At 64.3% G+C, this 15,213-nt stretch carries 12 protein-coding genes; 4 read left to right on the top strand and 8 right to left on the bottom strand.

The annotated features are described in order from the left end of the window. Nucleotide 1: 1 nt before the first annotated feature. The 5 genes from sucC to WDM24_RS01210 all read right to left on the bottom strand — a co-directional run bounded on the left by sucC (nt 2) and on the right by WDM24_RS01210 (nt 5,242). Nucleotides 2-1,198: an ADP-forming succinate--CoA ligase subunit beta gene (gene sucC, locus WDM24_RS01230; RefSeq protein ID WP_338830136.1), complete on the bottom strand. Its 1,197-nt coding sequence runs from the start codon at nt 1,196-1,198 to the stop codon at nt 2-4. 159 nt (nt 1,199-1,357) lie between these two features. After that, entirely contained in the window at nt 1,358-2,326 is a 969-nt protein-coding gene (gene mdh / locus WDM24_RS01225) for a malate dehydrogenase (RefSeq protein WP_163150794.1), read from the bottom strand. Between the two features lie 209 nt (nt 2,327-2,535). Beyond that, nucleotides 2,536-3,723 carry a cell division protein ZapE gene (gene zapE / locus WDM24_RS01220; protein ID WP_338830133.1) on the bottom strand — a complete coding sequence of 396 codons (1,188 nt, stop codon included), beginning with the start codon at nt 3,721-3,723 and terminating at the stop codon, nt 2,536-2,538. Between the two features lie 154 nt (nt 3,724-3,877). Beyond that, entirely contained in the window at nt 3,878-4,414 is a 537-nt protein-coding gene (gene thpR / locus WDM24_RS01215; protein ID WP_166213279.1) for an RNA 2',3'-cyclic phosphodiesterase, read from the bottom strand. A gap of 168 nt (nt 4,415-4,582) precedes the next feature. Continuing rightward, nucleotides 4,583-5,242 carry an arylesterase gene (locus WDM24_RS01210; RefSeq protein ID WP_414645799.1) on the bottom strand — a complete coding sequence of 220 codons (660 nt, stop codon included), beginning with the start codon at nt 5,240-5,242 and terminating at the stop codon, nt 4,583-4,585. Nucleotides 5,243-5,297: 55 nt separating this feature from the next. Between WDM24_RS01210 and WDM24_RS01205 the strand changes: the two genes are divergently transcribed. The 4 genes from WDM24_RS01205 to WDM24_RS01190 all read left to right on the top strand — a co-directional run bounded on the left by WDM24_RS01205 (nt 5,298) and on the right by WDM24_RS01190 (nt 10,240). After that, a complete protein-coding gene (locus tag WDM24_RS01205; RefSeq protein ID WP_028336302.1) occupies nt 5,298-6,017 on the top strand; it encodes an ABC transporter ATP-binding protein in 720 nt (239 codons plus the stop codon). After that, entirely contained in the window at nt 6,014-8,584 is a 2,571-nt protein-coding gene (locus WDM24_RS01200) for an ABC transporter permease (protein ID WP_338830132.1), read from the top strand. Before WDM24_RS01205 ends, WDM24_RS01200 begins: the two co-directional genes overlap by 4 nt. A gap of 233 nt (nt 8,585-8,817) precedes the next feature. Then, complete coding sequence (locus WDM24_RS01195) at nt 8,818-9,609, top strand: Bax inhibitor-1/YccA family protein (protein WP_029081319.1); 792 nt, start codon at nt 8,818-8,820, stop codon at nt 9,607-9,609. Nucleotides 9,610-9,709: 100 nt separating this feature from the next. Further along, nucleotides 9,710-10,240, top strand: coding sequence for a GNAT family N-acetyltransferase (locus tag WDM24_RS01190; RefSeq protein ID WP_166300589.1), 531 nt, complete (start codon nt 9,710-9,712; stop codon nt 10,238-10,240). Nucleotides 10,241-10,425: 185 nt separating this feature from the next. On the opposite strand, the gene WDM24_RS01185 is transcribed toward WDM24_RS01190, so the two are convergent. The 3 genes from WDM24_RS01185 to acnA all read right to left on the bottom strand — a co-directional run bounded on the left by WDM24_RS01185 (nt 10,426) and on the right by acnA (nt 14,987). Beyond that, on the bottom strand, nt 10,426-10,797 hold the full coding sequence (locus WDM24_RS01185) for a DUF2794 domain-containing protein (protein ID WP_338830130.1): 372 nt from the start codon (nt 10,795-10,797) through the stop codon (nt 10,426-10,428). Between the two features lie 545 nt (nt 10,798-11,342). After that, on the bottom strand, nt 11,343-12,104 hold the full coding sequence (locus tag WDM24_RS01180; RefSeq protein WP_166213274.1) for a DUF1223 domain-containing protein: 762 nt from the start codon (nt 12,102-12,104) through the stop codon (nt 11,343-11,345). Between the two features lie 162 nt (nt 12,105-12,266). After that, on the bottom strand, nt 12,267-14,987 hold the full coding sequence (acnA, locus tag WDM24_RS01175) for an aconitate hydratase AcnA (protein WP_338830129.1): 2,721 nt from the start codon (nt 14,985-14,987) through the stop codon (nt 12,267-12,269). Nucleotides 14,988-15,213: the final 226 nt, after the last annotated feature.

The following is a 15,213-nucleotide window of genomic DNA, read 5'->3' as shown; positions in this document are numbered from 1 at the left end:
GTTAGCCTCCCTTGACGGCTTTCACGATTTTCTGTGCAGCGTCATCAAGATTGTCGGCGGGCAGGACGTTGAGGCCGCTCTCGCGGATGATCTTCTTGCCCTGCTCGACATTGGTGCCTTCAAGGCGCACCACCAGCGGCACCTTGAGGCCGACCTGCTTCACCGCGGCGACCACGCCTTCGGCAATCACGTCGCACTTCATGATGCCGCCGAAGATGTTGACCAGGATGCCCTTCACGTTCGGATCGGCGGTGATGATCTTGAACGCGGCCGCGACCTTCTCAACGCTGGCGCCGCCGCCGACGTCGAGGAAGTTCGCTGGCTCCATGCCGTAGAGCTTGATGATATCCATGGTCGCCATGGCGAGGCCGGCGCCGTTGACCATGCAGCCGATCGTGCCGTCGAGCGCGACATAGTTGAGGTCGAATTTCGACGCCTCGATTTCCTTGGCGTCCTCCTCGGTCTCGTCGCGCAGCGCGACCACGTCCGGGTGACGATAGAGCGCGTTGCTGTCGAACGACACCTTGGCGTCGAGCACGCGGAGCTGGCCCTGCTTGGTGACGACGAGCGGGTTGATCTCGAGCATCGCCATGTCCTTGGCGGCGAACGCTGTGTAGAGCTGACCGGTCAGCTTCTCGGCCTGCTTGGCAAGATCGCCCTTCAGCTTCAGCGCCTCGGCGACGGTGCGACCGTGGTGCGGCATGATGCCGGTGGCGGGATCGACCGAGAACGAGACGATCTTTTCCGGGGTCGAATGCGCGACCTCTTCGATGTTGACGCCGCCTTCGGTCGACACCACGAAGGAGATTTCGGAGGTCTCGCGATTGACCAGGATCGAGAGATAGAACTCCTTGTCGATCTCGGAGCCTTCCTCGATGTAGAGGCGGTTGACCTGCTTGCCGTGCGGGCCGGTCTGCACCGTGACCAGCGTCGCGCCGAGCATCTGCTTGGCGAACGCGTCGACCTCGGCGACCGATTTGGCGATCCGGACACCGCCCTTGTCGCCCGCGGATGCTTCCTTGAACTTGCCCTTGCCGCGGCCGCCGGCATGGATCTGGCTCTTCACCACCCAGATCGGGCCGGGAAGCTGCTTGGCCGCCGCGTCGGCTTCGTCAGCCTTCAGCACCGGCACGCCGCGCGAGATCGGCACGCCGAATTCATGCAGCAGAGCCTTGGCCTGGTATTCATGGATATTCATGGATCGTCGCTCCCAAACCCTCGTGCGGCGAACTTCACGTCAGCCTTGATCTGGCATACCATATACCAAGGCTCGTGCAACTAGAAAATTCGCCGGAATTTCATCACCTTGCACCCGACAGGCAATCGAAATCGCCTATCGGGCCATTGCTAACTCAGATTACTTGCCGAGCAGATCGGGCGCGATCTTCTTGCAGGCATCGACCAGGCCCTGCACCGCGCCGACCGACTTGTCGAAGGCTTCGCGATCCTTGCCGGCCAGCTCGATCTCGACGATGCGCTCGACACCCTTGGAGCCGATCACCGTAGGTACGCCGACATACATGTCCTTCACGCCGTACTCGCCGTTGAGATAGGCGGCGCAAGGCAGCACGCGCTTCTTGTCCTTCAGATAGCTCTCGGCCATCTGGATCGCCGACGCCGCCGGCGCGTAGAAGGCGGAGCCGGTCTTGAGCAGATTGACGATCTCGGCGCCGCCATTGCGGGTGCGATCGACGATCTCGTCGATCCGCGCCTGCGAGGTCCAGCCCATCTTGACGAGGTCGGGCAGCGGGATGCCGGCAACGGTCGAGTAGCGGGTCAGCGGCACCATGGTGTCGCCGTGACCGCCGAGCACGAAGGCGGTGACGTCTTCGACCGAGACGTTGAATTCGTCGGCCAGGAAGTAGCGGAAACGCGCGGAGTCGAGCACGCCGGCCATGCCGACCACCTTCTTGTGCGGCAGGCCCGAGGCCTTCTGCAGCGCCCACACCATCGCATCCAGCGGGTTGGTGATGCAGATGACGAAGGCGTCGGGGGCGTACTTCTTGATGCCGGCGCCGACCTGCTCCATGACCTTGAGGTTGATCGACAGGAGATCGTCGCGGCTCATGCCCGGCTTGCGCGGCACGCCCGCGGTAACGATGCAGACCTTGGCGCCGTCGAGCGCCTCATAGGAGTTGGCGCCGACCAGATTGGAGTCGAAACCGTCGACCGGCGACGACTGCGCGATGTCGAGCGCCTTGCCCTGCGGCACGCCCTCGGCAATATCGAACAGCACGACGTCTCCGAGTTCCTTGAGGCCAACGAGGTGCGCCAGTGTTCCGCCGATCTGTCCGGAGCCAATCAGAGCAATCTTGTCGCGTGCCATGGGAAATCAGTCCTTTGAACTGGGTGCAGGAGGGAGGGAAGTCGGTTGCAGGGGTGGTTATCCCTTTCGAATGATCCATTCAAGTCGCGGCCTGCCCGATTGCGGGCCCTGCCTGGAATTCGATCAGGCATGCCAGCAACATCCGTCCCGGAGACACGGAAAGTTGCTCCGAACCGAACCGCGCGCAAGAGCGAATATCAAGGCTGAATTCAGGTCTCGACCAGGCCGGTCGACGAGCCGCTTGCGGAGGAGTCCTTCCGGCCATGCGGCAGGGCCAAATAGGATTCCGAGCTCATTTCGATCAGGCGCGAGGATGTGCGCTTGAATTCCATCGCCTCGATGCCGTCTTCCGCAAGGTACAGCGACACCGGATCGGCCTCGGCCGAGGCCATCAACTTCACGGCATTGTCATAGAGCGTGTCGATCAGCGAGATGAAGCGCTTGGCGGCATTGCGCTCGGCGTAATCCATCACCGGAATGTGGTCGATCAGGATCGTGTGGTAGTCGTGCGCGAGCCTGAGGTAATCGGACGCGGCAAGCGGCTTCTCGCAGATATCGGCGAAGGCAAAGCGCGCGACGCCATGCGACGAGCACGGCACAGTCAGCAGACGCTTCTTGATCTCGATAAGGCGCGCCTTGCACGGCGCGTTGCCGGTCATCTTGCGCCACGCCGCATTGAGCGCATCGCGAGCCGCCTCATCCGCGGGCACCAGCCACATCTTCACGCCGACGAGCTTCTCGAGCCGGAAGTCGGTGCGCGCGTCGAGCCGCAGCACATCCATGTGGTCTGATATCTGCGCGATGAACGGCAGGAACAGCGCGCGATTGAGCCCGCCCTTGTAGAGGTCGTCTGGCGCAACGTTCGACGTCGCGACCACGACGGTGCCGAGATCGAACAGCTTTGCGAACAGCCGCCCGAGGATCATCGCGTCCGCAATGTCGGTGACGTGGAATTCGTCGAAGCAGAGCAGCCAGGCCTCGTCGAAGATCGCCTGCGCGGTGAGCCCGATCACGTCGCCGTCCGCGATCTCGCCGCGCGCGATCTGCTGACGATAGCCGAAGATGCGCTCATGCGCCTCGGCCATGAATTCGTGGAAGTGCGCGCGGCGCTTGTGCTCGACCGGACTCTGCTGGAAGAACAGATCCATCAGCATGGTCTTGCCGCGGCCGACCTCGCCATGGACGTAGAGGCCGCGCGGCGGCTTGTCGTCCTTGTCGCCGCCGAACAACCGTCCGAACAGGCCCTGCTTGCGCTGCGGCTTGTAGCTCGCGAGCCGCTCGTCCAGCGCGCCGAACGCTTCGGCGGCGCGGGCCTGCGCAGGATCGGCCTCGATCGCGCCGGAGGCGACCAGGGCGTTGTAGTGTTCGAGGAACGAATTCGGCGAGGTGGACAGCATGGGCCCACCTTACGGCCCTAGTGCGCGGAAAAATGCAAGTCGGGAATTGTGCCAACGGCCATGCGGGCAACGGGTATGCAAGCGCGAGCCCTTGCATACCACGGCCGACCGCACGGGCCACTGCCTGACACCTCAAGCCGCGATCTGCGATGCCTTACGCGCAGAGCGCGTAGGAATCCTCGACCACGTAGGGGCCGCCGCCTGTCGACGCCCGCGACGAGAACAGCACGAAGCGGTCCGCCAGGAAGCTGCGGCTCGGGAAGTAGCCGCGCACGGACAGATAATCCGCGACGTCCTGGCTCGACGCGTCATGCAAACGCGCAAGCGTGACATGTGGCGTGAATTTCCTGCCCTCGGGATCGAGCCCCATCCGCTGCATCATCCGCTCGAGCTCGGCCTGCAGTTCGATCAGCGGACGGCTCGGCTCGACGGCGGCAACCACCGCGCGCGGCTTGCGTCCGCCGAAGCTCGACAGGCCTTGCAGTTTGACCTCGAACGGCTTGCGGTTCACCCGGAACAGCATCGTTGCGATCTCGTTGGCCCACATGCCATCGATGTCGCCGATGAAGCGCAGAGTGACGTGATAATTTTCGGGATCGATCCAGCGTGCGCCGGGAAGGCCGCCACGCAAGCTGGAGAGGGTTTGGCCGATTTCGGCCGGAATTTCCAGTCCAGTGAACAGACGCGGCATCGCAATAATCCTCGATGCTTGGCGCGAGTTTTGGGAGCCCGCACCCTGTAACAGACCCCGGTGACGAATCACCGATGCCTATTTGTACCCGAGATATGTGACTCTGCGAAGCATGACCGGTTAACAGCTCGTAAACCTACGGACACCACACGGCTCACTGCCTGCGATTCAGCTGCGTTGCCCTGATAATGCGCCGAGAAATGCCTCCACCGTGGGCAGCATGTTGTTCACGACGATGTCCACGCCCGCTGCCGTCGGATGCATGCCGTCGGCCTGGTTGAGCTTGGCATCGGCAGCAACCCCATCGAGGAAGAATGGATAGAGCGGCACGCCGAGCGATTTCGACAGCGCCGGATAGATCGCGTTGAACTTCGCTGCATAGTCGCTGCCATAGTTCGGCGGCGCCAGCATGCCGCACAAGAGCACGGCGATCTTGCGCGCCTGCAACTTTGTGATGATGTCGGAGAGCGCGGCACGCGTGACCGCGGGATCGATGCCGCGCAAGGCATCGTTGGCGCCGAGCTCGACGATCACCGCATCGGTTCCGTCAGCCACCGACCAGTCGAGCCGCTCGCGGCCGCCCGAGGCGGTGTCGCCGGACACCCCGGCATTGGTCATCTCGACCTTTATCCCCTTGGCTTCCAAGGCCTTTTGCAGCCGGACCGGGAACGCCGCCGGGCCCGGGAGACCATAACCGGCGCTCAGGGAATCGCCCAGGACCACCATTTTGATGGGTTTCGCCGAACCTCCCGCGGGGCCCTTCTCCGGTCCGCCGGTCTGCGCGCTTGCCGCCGTCATCAAGCCCATAAGCAACACGAGTATGTGCACGAAGATTCTCAACCGGCCCTCGACCGCAGCCGCGGAAGTGCCATATGACCGAACCATGGACAGTCTCATCGAATCCTCTTCACTGACCGACGTCGAGCCGGACACCATTGCCGTCAGGAACGTCAATCTCTCGCTCGGCACCGGCGCGGCACGGGTTCATATCCTCAAAGATATCAGCCTTCGTGTGGCAGCGGGTGAGGCCATCGGGCTGATCGGCCCGTCAGGCTCGGGCAAGTCGACCTTGCTGATGGTGATGGCGGGGCTTGAACGTCCTGACAGTGGAGAAGTGGTCGTCAACGGCACCTCGTTCAATGCCCTCGATGAAGATGCGCTGGCGCGCTTCCGCGGCCGCCAGGTTGGCATCGTCTTCCAGTCGTTCCATCTGATCCCGACCATGACCGCGCTGGAGAACGTCGCGGTGCCGCTCGAGCTCGCCGGCAATCCCGATGCCGCCGCGCGCGCCGCGCAGGAGCTGCAATCGGTCGGGCTCGGCGAACGCCTGCATCACTATCCGACGCAATTGTCCGGCGGCGAGCAGCAGCGCGTCGCCATCGCGCGTGCGCTCGCGCCTGATCCTGCGATCCTCGTCGCCGACGAGCCGACCGGAAATCTCGACGAGACGACGGGAAAGCAGATCGTCGATTTGCTGTTCACCAAGCACGCCGAGCGCGGCATGACGCTGGTGCTGGTGACGCACGACCTCGCGCTCGCGCAACGTTGCGACCGCGTCGTGCGGCTGCGCTCCGGCCGCATCGACGGACAATCCACGACATGAGCATCGCGTCCGAAGTCGCGCTGCAGAGCCGCGCGTCGTCGCTTGCCATCCGTTACGCGCTGCGCGAATTGCGCGGCGGCCTGCGCGGCTTCTACGTCTTCATCGCCTGCATCGCGCTCGGCGTGATGGCGATCGCCGGCGTCGGATCGGTCGCAGCAAGCCTCGGCGACGGCCTGTCGCGCGAGGGGCGCACGTTGCTCGGCGGCGACGTCGCGTTCTCGCTGATCTCGCGCGAGGCCAAGCCCGACGAGGTCGCCTACCTGCGCACGCGCGGCGAGGTTTCGGTCGCGGCCACGCTCCGCGCGATGGCGCGCAGCGGCGACGGCAAGCTGGCGCTGGTCGAGCTCAAGGCGGTCGACGGCAAATATCCGTTGCTCGGCGAACTGACGCTCGAGCCGAACATGCCGGTCGCCGATCTGCTTGCCGAGCGCGACGGCGTCTATGGCGCGGCTGCCGATTCAACGCTGCTGGCGCGGCTCGACCTCAAGCTCGGCGACCGCGTCACGATCGGCAGCGCGACCTACCAGATCCGCAGCGTGGTGGCGGCCGAGCCGGACAAGCTCGCCGGCGGTGTCGGCCTCGGCCCGCGCTTCCTGATCAGCGAAGCGAGCCTGCGCGCCACCGACCTGCTGCAACCGGGCAGCCTGGTGCGCTGGATCTACCGGGTGAAGCTGCCCGACGGCGCCAACGACGATCGCGCCACCACCGCGCTGATCGACGGCGCGCGGGCTGCGGCGCCGGAGGCCGGCTGGGAGGTCCGCAGCCGCAACAACGCCTCGCCGCAGCTTGAGCGCACCATCAACCGCTTCACCCAGTTCCTGACCCTGGTCGGCCTTGCCGCGCTGCTGGTCGGCGGCGTCGGCGTCGCCAATGCCGTGAAGAGCCATATCGACCGGCGCCGCGACGTCATCGCCTCGTTCAAGGCGCTCGGCGCCACCGGCCGCGACGTCTTCACGATCTACTGCACGCAGGTGGTGGTGCTGGCCGGGATCGGTTCGGTGATCGGGCTCGTGCTCGGCGCCACGCTGCCCTTCGTCATCGTCGGCCTGTTCGGCAAGCTGCTGCCGCTGCCGGTGGTGCCCGCGCTGCATCCCGACGAGCTTGCGCTTTCCTTCCTCTACGGCCAGCTCACCGCGCTGGCGTTCGGGCTGTGGCCGCTCGGCCGGGTGCATGACGTGCCGGTCGCGGCGCTGTTCCGCGAGACCATCACCAGCGAGTGGCACCGCCCGCGCTGGAGCTATCTGGCGCTGATGGCCGTGGTGATCGCGCTCCTGGTCGGGGTTGCGATCGGACTTGCCTATGACAAGCGGGTCGCGACCGTCTTCGTCGTCGCCTCGATCGCGGTGTTCCTGCTGTTGCGCGGGATCGCCGAAATCCTGATGGCGGTGGCGCGCCGGCTGCCGCGCAGCCGCATCACCATGCTGCGGCTTGCAATCGCCAACATCCACCGGCCGGGCGCGCTGACGCCGTCGGTCGTGCTGTCGCTGGGGCTCGGGCTCGCCGTGCTCGTCACCATCACCCAGATCGACGGCAATCTGCGCCGGCAATTTTTGGCCGCGCTGCCGGACCGGGCGCCGTCGTTCTTCTTCATCGACATCCCCTCCACCGAGGCCGACCGCTTTGCCGCCTTCCTGTCGCAGATCGCGCCTGGCTCGACCGTCGAGGACGTGCCGATGCTGCGCGGGCGCATCGTCGCCGCCCGCGGCGTCAAGGGCGACCAGCTCAAGCCGTCAGTCGATTCGGAATGGGTGCTGCAGAGCGACCGCGGCCTGACCTACACCGGCAAGATTCCCAAGGGCTCGAAGATCGTCGAGGGCGAATGGTGGGGGCCGGACTACAGCGGACCACCGCTGGTCTCGATGGAGAAGAAGATCGCCGACGGCCTGGACCTGAAGATCGGCGACGAGATCGTGGTCAACGTGCTCGGCCGCGACGTGGCGGCGAAGATCGCCAACCTGCGCAACATCGACTGGCAGGGGCTCGGCATCAACTTCGTGCTGGTGTTCTCGCCGAACGCCTTCAGGGGCGCGCCGCACAGCCACGTCGCGACCCTGACGGAGCCGCATGCCGACAACGGAGACGATGCGCGCATCATCAAGCAGGTCGCCGACGCGTTCCCGATGGTGACCAGCGTGCGGGTCCGCGAGGCGCTGGAGACGGTCGGCAGCGTGGTCAGCAATCTGGTGCTGGCGATCCGCGGCGCCAGCGCGGTGACGCTGATCTCGGCGATCCTGGTGCTGGGCGGCGCGCTCGCCGCAGGTCACCGCCACCGCGTCTACGACGCCGTGATTCTCAAGACTCTCGGCGCCACGCGGGTGCGGCTGCTCGGGGCCTACGCGCTAGAGTATCTGATGATCGGTTTTGCAACCGCTTTGTTCGGGGTGATCGCCGGTTCGATCGCGGCCTGGCTGATCGTGACGCGACTGATGACGCTGAGTTTCGTCTGGCAGGCCAGTAGCGCCGCGCTGGTCGTGGTCGCCGCGCTGATCGTCACGGTTGGGTTGGGGCTGGCCGGAACGCTGCTCGCGCTGAACCAGAAGCCGGCCTCGGTGCTGCGGAATTTGTGACAATTTGTAGCGGCACCGAGGCCGTTTTTCCCTATACTGTTCGCTCAGAGCGACATTCGGCCGCGCGTGGAAGCTTGCGTCGGATGTGTTAATTTCCCACATACCAATCGAGCCGGATGCTCGTCTGAATGACACGGAATTAATGTTCCGCAAACCGAGCCATCTGAGATAGATTTACGACCGGCGCCGCAAATCCCTTGCGCTCCACCGGGACCAACCACGGGAATTCGACCATGTCGGACCTAGACCGCAATTACGCTTCTCCTTTCGGCCGGGCCGCCGGGCGCATTGACGCTGCGGCCGTCGACGCCGGTCTGCGCGCCTACATGCTGCGCATCTACAACTACATGAGCATCGGCCTCGCCATCACCGGCCTGGCCGCGCTCGGCGTCTACATGGGTGCGGTGACCAGCGACCAGTCCGCCGCCGTTGCCAAGTTCGGCAACGCCTATCTGACGCAGTTCGGCTACGCGATGTTCGTGAGCCCGCTGAAGTGGCTGTTCATCCTCGCCCCTCTTGCGATGGTGTTCGTCATCTCGGCAGGCATCAACCGTCTGCAGCCCGCGACCGCCCAACTCCTGTTCTGGGTGTTCTCGGCACTGATGGGCCTGTCGCTGTCGTCGATCTTCCTGGTGTACACGCACACCTCGATCGTGCGCGTGTTCTTCATCACCGCGGCGACGTTCGGTGCGCTGAGCCTTTACGGCTACACCACCAAGCGTGACATGAGCGGCATGGGCTCGTTCCTGTTCATGGGCCTGATCGGCATCATCATCGCGAGCCTGGTCAACCTGTTCCTGGCGAGCTCGGCGCTGCAGTTCATCGTCTCGGTGGTCGGCGTGCTGGTGTTCGCGGGCCTCACCGCCTGGGACACCCAGCGGCTGAAGAACGACTACATCTACGGCTACGCCTCGCAGGGTGGCGTGATGGCAGAGCGCGCGGCAATCACTGGTGCGCTGTCGCTCTACCTGAACTTCATCAACCTGTTCACGCTGCTGCTGCAGCTGCTCGGCCAGCGCGACTAAGCGCCTCGAGCGAAGGAATCGACCCAAGCCCCGGCCCTAGCGGCCGGGGCTTTTCTTTTGCGCGGAGCAAAAATACTGTCGCACCATGTCCAATCCTGCGGTGTCCAATCCGGTAATCAGGCCGACCGCCGAGGCGGACCTGCCCTCGATCACGGCGATCTATGAGCAGGCGGTGCGGTTCGGCACTGCGACCTTCGAGCTGATCCCGCCCGACCTCGCCGAGATGACCCGCCGCTACAGGGCGCTGATCGATGGCGGCTTCCCCTATTTCGTTGCCGTACTCGACGGCCGCGTCGCCGGCTATGCCTATGCCGGCCCCTACCGGCCGCGGCCAGCCTATCGCTTCACGGTCGAGAACTCGGTTTATCTGGATCCTGCGCTCCATCGCCGCGGCGTCGGCCTCAAGCTGATGGAGCGCCTGATCGCCGAATGCGACGCGCGCGGCTTCCGGCAGATGATCGCGGTGATCGGGGATTCGGCCAATGCCGGCTCGATCGGACTGCACCGCCGCTGCGGCTTTGAGATGATCGGGACACACCCGGGCGTCGGCCTGAAATTCGGCCGCTGGCTCGACACCGTGATGATGCAGCGCGCGCTCGGCGAAGGCGGCGCGACCGTGCCGGCGGATTGAGCGACAATTCGTAGCCAGGATGGAGCGCAGCGCAATCCGGGATAATCTATCTTCCCCTTCCCCCTGAAAGGGGGAAGGTCGGGATGGGGGTCAGCCACGGGCGACGCTGTGTGCGGAGAGAGCAAATCCCCACCCGCTTTGCTCTGACGAGCAAAGCGACCTCCCCTTTTCAAGGGGAGGTGGGGCTAGACCAGCGACAGCTTGCGGTCGATCACCAGCAGCACGCGTTCGAGTTCATGGCCGCGGCGCAGGATCAGGCCCGTCGCCGAAATCACGCTGTACATGCCCTGCTTGCGCGCGAGCCGGGGATCCTTCTCGATCCGGTAGATCGGCATTTCGGACGCGCGCCGAAACACCGAGAACACGGCACGGTCCTTCAGGAAGTCGATCGCATAGTCGCGCCACTCGCCGTCGGCGACCATGCGGCCGTAGAGATTGAGAATGCGGTTGAGCTCTAGTCGATTGAAGGTCACGCGGTTGGGCTGCGGGATCGCGGCGGCGGGGCGCGCCGCGGCGCGGCTCCCGCTCGGATCAGTGTCCTCCGAGATCAGACTCATCGAGCGCCTCCTGTCATCCCAGTGACGATCATGGTCCGAAAGCCGGTCCCCCTTTTCGGGATCGTCACAACGCTGACATGATTGCGCTAAGCGAGGGGGCCTGCAAGGGGCCATTCGCGATGCAACCGGGTCTTAACCACGGTCTGGCGCGGCGGATTATCCGGAAAACCAGAGAGTCACGGGAACGTTAGCGGAATCATATTGCTGCCCCACTTCCGCCCATCGCCCGCCCCGCTGCCCTGCGAAAGGAAAATCCTGCGTTGGCCCGGTCCTTTCGGTTCCGGATTCCTCAGCCCCCAGCCCCCCGGGGCCGTCGGGATCGGGCCTGTTCGCAGGGGAGTTAATCCCAACACTGGGCCAACGAAAGTTGGTCCTTTTTGTTTTTGGGAACCTGCTCCGCCGCGCGCGATCGCGGCGTGCGCAGAGGCTCACCGCTTTCGTTTCAGTATATCTCTGGATGGTTGTCGGCCGCCTCCCGCGTGGGCTGCACGACAAGCTGCGTGTCGCCCAATGGCGCGACCGACGGATACTGGCGCCGCGAGGCGCTAGCGAAGCGAGGTGAAAGCGGCGCCGAGCATCGGGCCCGGCTTGTCGCGATTGCCGTCCTGGACGTACACCGCCGCAGCGTCGACGCCATCTCGCGTGATGTTCTCCAACGGCACGGTCCAGCTCCCGGACGAACCGTTCCAGTCACCGACCTTCAGGAGATTGCGCACCACGTTATGGTAGGTGATCTCCTGGCCGCGGTTCTCGCCGCGCGCGATCGAGATCGGCACCGACTTCGAGATCGAGCAGATCCAGACTTCGCCGCGCGACACTGCGGGCGACTTCGACGCGGCCACCGAAACGTTGATCTGCTTGCCGGTCAGCGTCAGCGTCACCGGCACCGACATCACGCTGCCGCTCTTCTCGGTGTCCTTGATGGCGCTCTCGATGCTCGCCCGATCGCTGCCGATCACATGCGCGGAGCCATTGATCACGGCCTGCGGCGTGTAGACGTCGCGATCGCCGCGCATGTGCGAATAGGCTTTCTGGCGCGCGCTGAAACGGGAATCGGCCAGTGTGTCCTTCCAGCCGAGATAGTCCCAATAGTCGATCGGCATGCTCAGCGCGATGACGTTGGGGTCCTTGGCGAGATCACCGATGATCTTGTCCGCGGGCGGACAGGACGAGCACCCCTGCGAGGTGAAGAGTTCGACGACAGCACGCGGATCGGCGTGAGCGGGGCGGATGACCGCAACGATCGCGCAAATACCAAGAGCGCTGGACCATCGCGAGATCGAATTATAGGCCATCATCGCTGTCATACTGCGAACCAGTCGTGATGATTTCCATCCGTAATTGTACGGAGCATGAAGCCTGTCCCTGAACTTGCGTGCCCCAAAAACGCGAGAAAGCGGCCTTGTCATAGGCCGCCTTCTTTTTAGTCGCCACTCACTAAGCGGTGAGGCACCGATCACAAATCCGCGTTAGGCCGCGAGTTTGCGCAGCACATAGTGCAGGATGCCGCCGTTGCGATAGTAATCGAGCTCGTCCAGCGTATCGATGCGGCAGAGCAGCGGGACGTCCCGCTTGCCGCCGTCGCCGGAGACGATCTCCGCGGTCAGGATCTGGCGCGGCTTCAGGTCGCCCTGCAGCCCGCGGATCGTGACCTTCTCGTCGCCCTTCAGGCCGAGCGAGGACCACGACGTGCCGTCCTGGAAGGTGAGCGGGAGCACGCCCATGCCGACCAGGTTGGAGCGATGGATGCGCTCGAAGCTCTGGCAGATCACCGCGCGCACGCCGAGCAGGCGCGTGCCCTTGGCGGCCCAGTCGCGCGACGAGCCGTTGCCGTATTCGGCGCCGGCGAACACCACCAGCGGCACTTCCTCCTGCTGGTACTTCATCGCGGCGTCGTAGATCGACATCTGCTCGCCGTCGGGCCAGTGCTTGGTCAGACCGCCCTCCGGAATATTGCCGTCGGCGCCCTTCAGCATGAAGTTCTTGATGCGGATGTTGGCGAAAGTGCCGCGCATCATCACTTCGTGGTTGCCGCGCCGGGTGCCGTACTGGTTGAAGTCGGCGGGACGCACCTGGTGCTCGCTGAGGAACTTGCCGGCGGGCGAGGTCAGCTTGATCGAACCGGCCGGGGAGATGTGATCGGTGGTGATCTTGTCGCCGAACATCGCCAGGATCCGCGCGTCGACCACGTCGATGACCGGGTCCGGCTGCTTCTTCATGCCTTCGAAATAGGGCGGGTTCTGCACATAGGTCGAGCTCATGTTCCAGCGATAGGTCTCGCTTTCCGTGGTCTTGATCTTGCGCCAGTTGGTATCGCCCTTGAACACGTCGGCGTACTTCTTCTTGAAGATCGTCGCGGTGACGTACTTCTTCATGAAGGTGTTGATCTCCTTGGTGGTCGGCCAGATGTCCTTCAGGAACACCGGCTTGCCATCCTTGCCGATGCCGATCGGCTCGACCGCCAGATCCTTCGTCACGGTGCCGGCAAGTGCATGCGCGACCACCAGCGGCGGCGAGGCGAGGTAGTTCGCCTGCACGTCCGGCGAGACGCGGCCTTCGAAGTTGCGGTTGCCCGACAGCACGGCGGCGGCAACGATGCCGTTCTCGTTGATCGACTTCGAGATGTCTTCCGGCAGCGGGCCGGAGTTGCCGATGCACGTCGTGCAGCCGAAGCCGACCAGGTTGAAGCCGACCTTGTCGAGATCGGTCTGCAGGCCGGAATTGGCGAGATATTCCGCCACCACCTGGCTGCCCGGCGCGAGCGAGGTCTTCACCCACGGCTTGGCCTTCAGGCCCTTGGCGGCCGCCTTGCGCGCCAAGAGGCCAGCGCCGATCAGCACGCTCGGATTCGAGGTGTTGGTGCAGGAGGTGATCGCCGCGATCACGACGTCGCCATGGCCGAGATCGAAGTCGCGGCCCTCGACGGCGAAGCGCTTGGATTCACCCTCGGGCTTCTTGTACTCGTTGACCAGCGCGGTGGCGAAACCGGTCGACACTGCCGGCAGCGCGATGCGGCCTTCCGGGCGCTTCGGTCCGGCCATCGACGGCACGACGTCGGCGAGGTCGAGCGTCAGCGTGGTGGTGAACACCGGATCGGCCGACTTGGCGGTGCGGAACAGACCCTGCGCCTTGGCGTAGGCCTGAACCAGCTTGACGCGATCGGCCTTGCGGCCCGAGGTCTTCAGGTAATCGATGGTCGCGGCATCGACCGGGAAGAAGCCGCAGGTCGCGCCGTATTCGGGCGCCATGTTGCCGATGGTCGCCTTGTCCGCGACCGACAGGAAATCGAGGCCGGGGCCGAAGAACTCCACGAACTTGCCGACCACGCCGAGCTTGCGCAGCATCTGGGTGACGGTCAGCACCAGGTCGGTCGCGGTGACGCCTTCCTTGAGCTGGCCCTTGAGCTTGAAGCCGACCACCTCAGGCAGCAGCATCGACAGCGGCTGGCCAAGCATGCAGGCCTCCGCCTCGATGCCGCCGACGCCCCAGCCGAGCACGGCGAGGCCGTTGACCATCGTGGTGTGCGAGTCGGTGCCGACCAGCGAGTCCGGATAGGCGACCTCGAAGGTGCCGGTCTTCTTGCCGACCGTCATCTTCTCCTTCTTGGTCCACACCGTCTGCGCGAGATATTCGAGATTGACCTGGTGGCAGATGCCGGTGCCGGGCGGCACCACCGAGAAGTTCGAGAACGCCTTCTGGCCCCACTTCAGGAACTCGTAGCGCTCCTGGTTCTGCTTGTATTCCTCGGTGACGTTCTTCGCGAACGCCTTGTTGTCACCGAAGAAGTTGACGATCACCGAGTGGTCGATGACGAGGTCGACCGGCACCAGCGGGTTGATCTTCTCGGCATCGCCGCCGAGGTTCTGCATCGCGTTGCGCATCGCCGCGAGATCGACCACGGCCGGGACGCCGGTGAAATCCTGCATCAGCACGCGCGCCGGGCGGAAGGCGATTTCGTGCTCGAGCTGGCGCTTCTTCAGCCACTTCGACACCGCAACAATGTCTTCCTTCTTGACGGTGCGGCCATCCTCGTTGCGCAGCAGGTTCTCGAGCAGAACCTTCATCGAATAGGGCAGCTTCGAAATTCCCTTCAGTCCGTTCTTCTCTGCCTGGGGCAGGCTGTAATAGACGTAGGACTTGCCGCCGACCTTCATGGTCTTGCGGCATTTGAAGCTGTCGAGCGAGGTCATGCGAGGAATCCCAATTTTTCAGTTATACCCGGCAAGGGTAACTAAACACCGGCGAACGACACTGGCCGAGGGATGGCCTGGATGGCTTGCGGCCGCCGATTGTGTGTGCTGCATCAAGTTCCGGGCTTATAGAACCTTTCTAGAAGCACCGCCACACCGACAAGCGTGCGACAGCGTTGCGCGACCCAAAAATTCTCACGCGGTAGCGAAAGATTTCAGAGGGCTG

Origin of the sequence: Bradyrhizobium sp. 27S5, from assembly GCF_037217225.1 — a bacterium.
In the GTDB taxonomy this organism is placed as follows: domain Bacteria; phylum Pseudomonadota; class Alphaproteobacteria; order Rhizobiales; family Xanthobacteraceae; genus Bradyrhizobium; species Bradyrhizobium septentrionale.
Note: the sequence above shows the minus strand (reverse complement) of the source record. Positions and strands in the feature narration are given on the sequence as shown.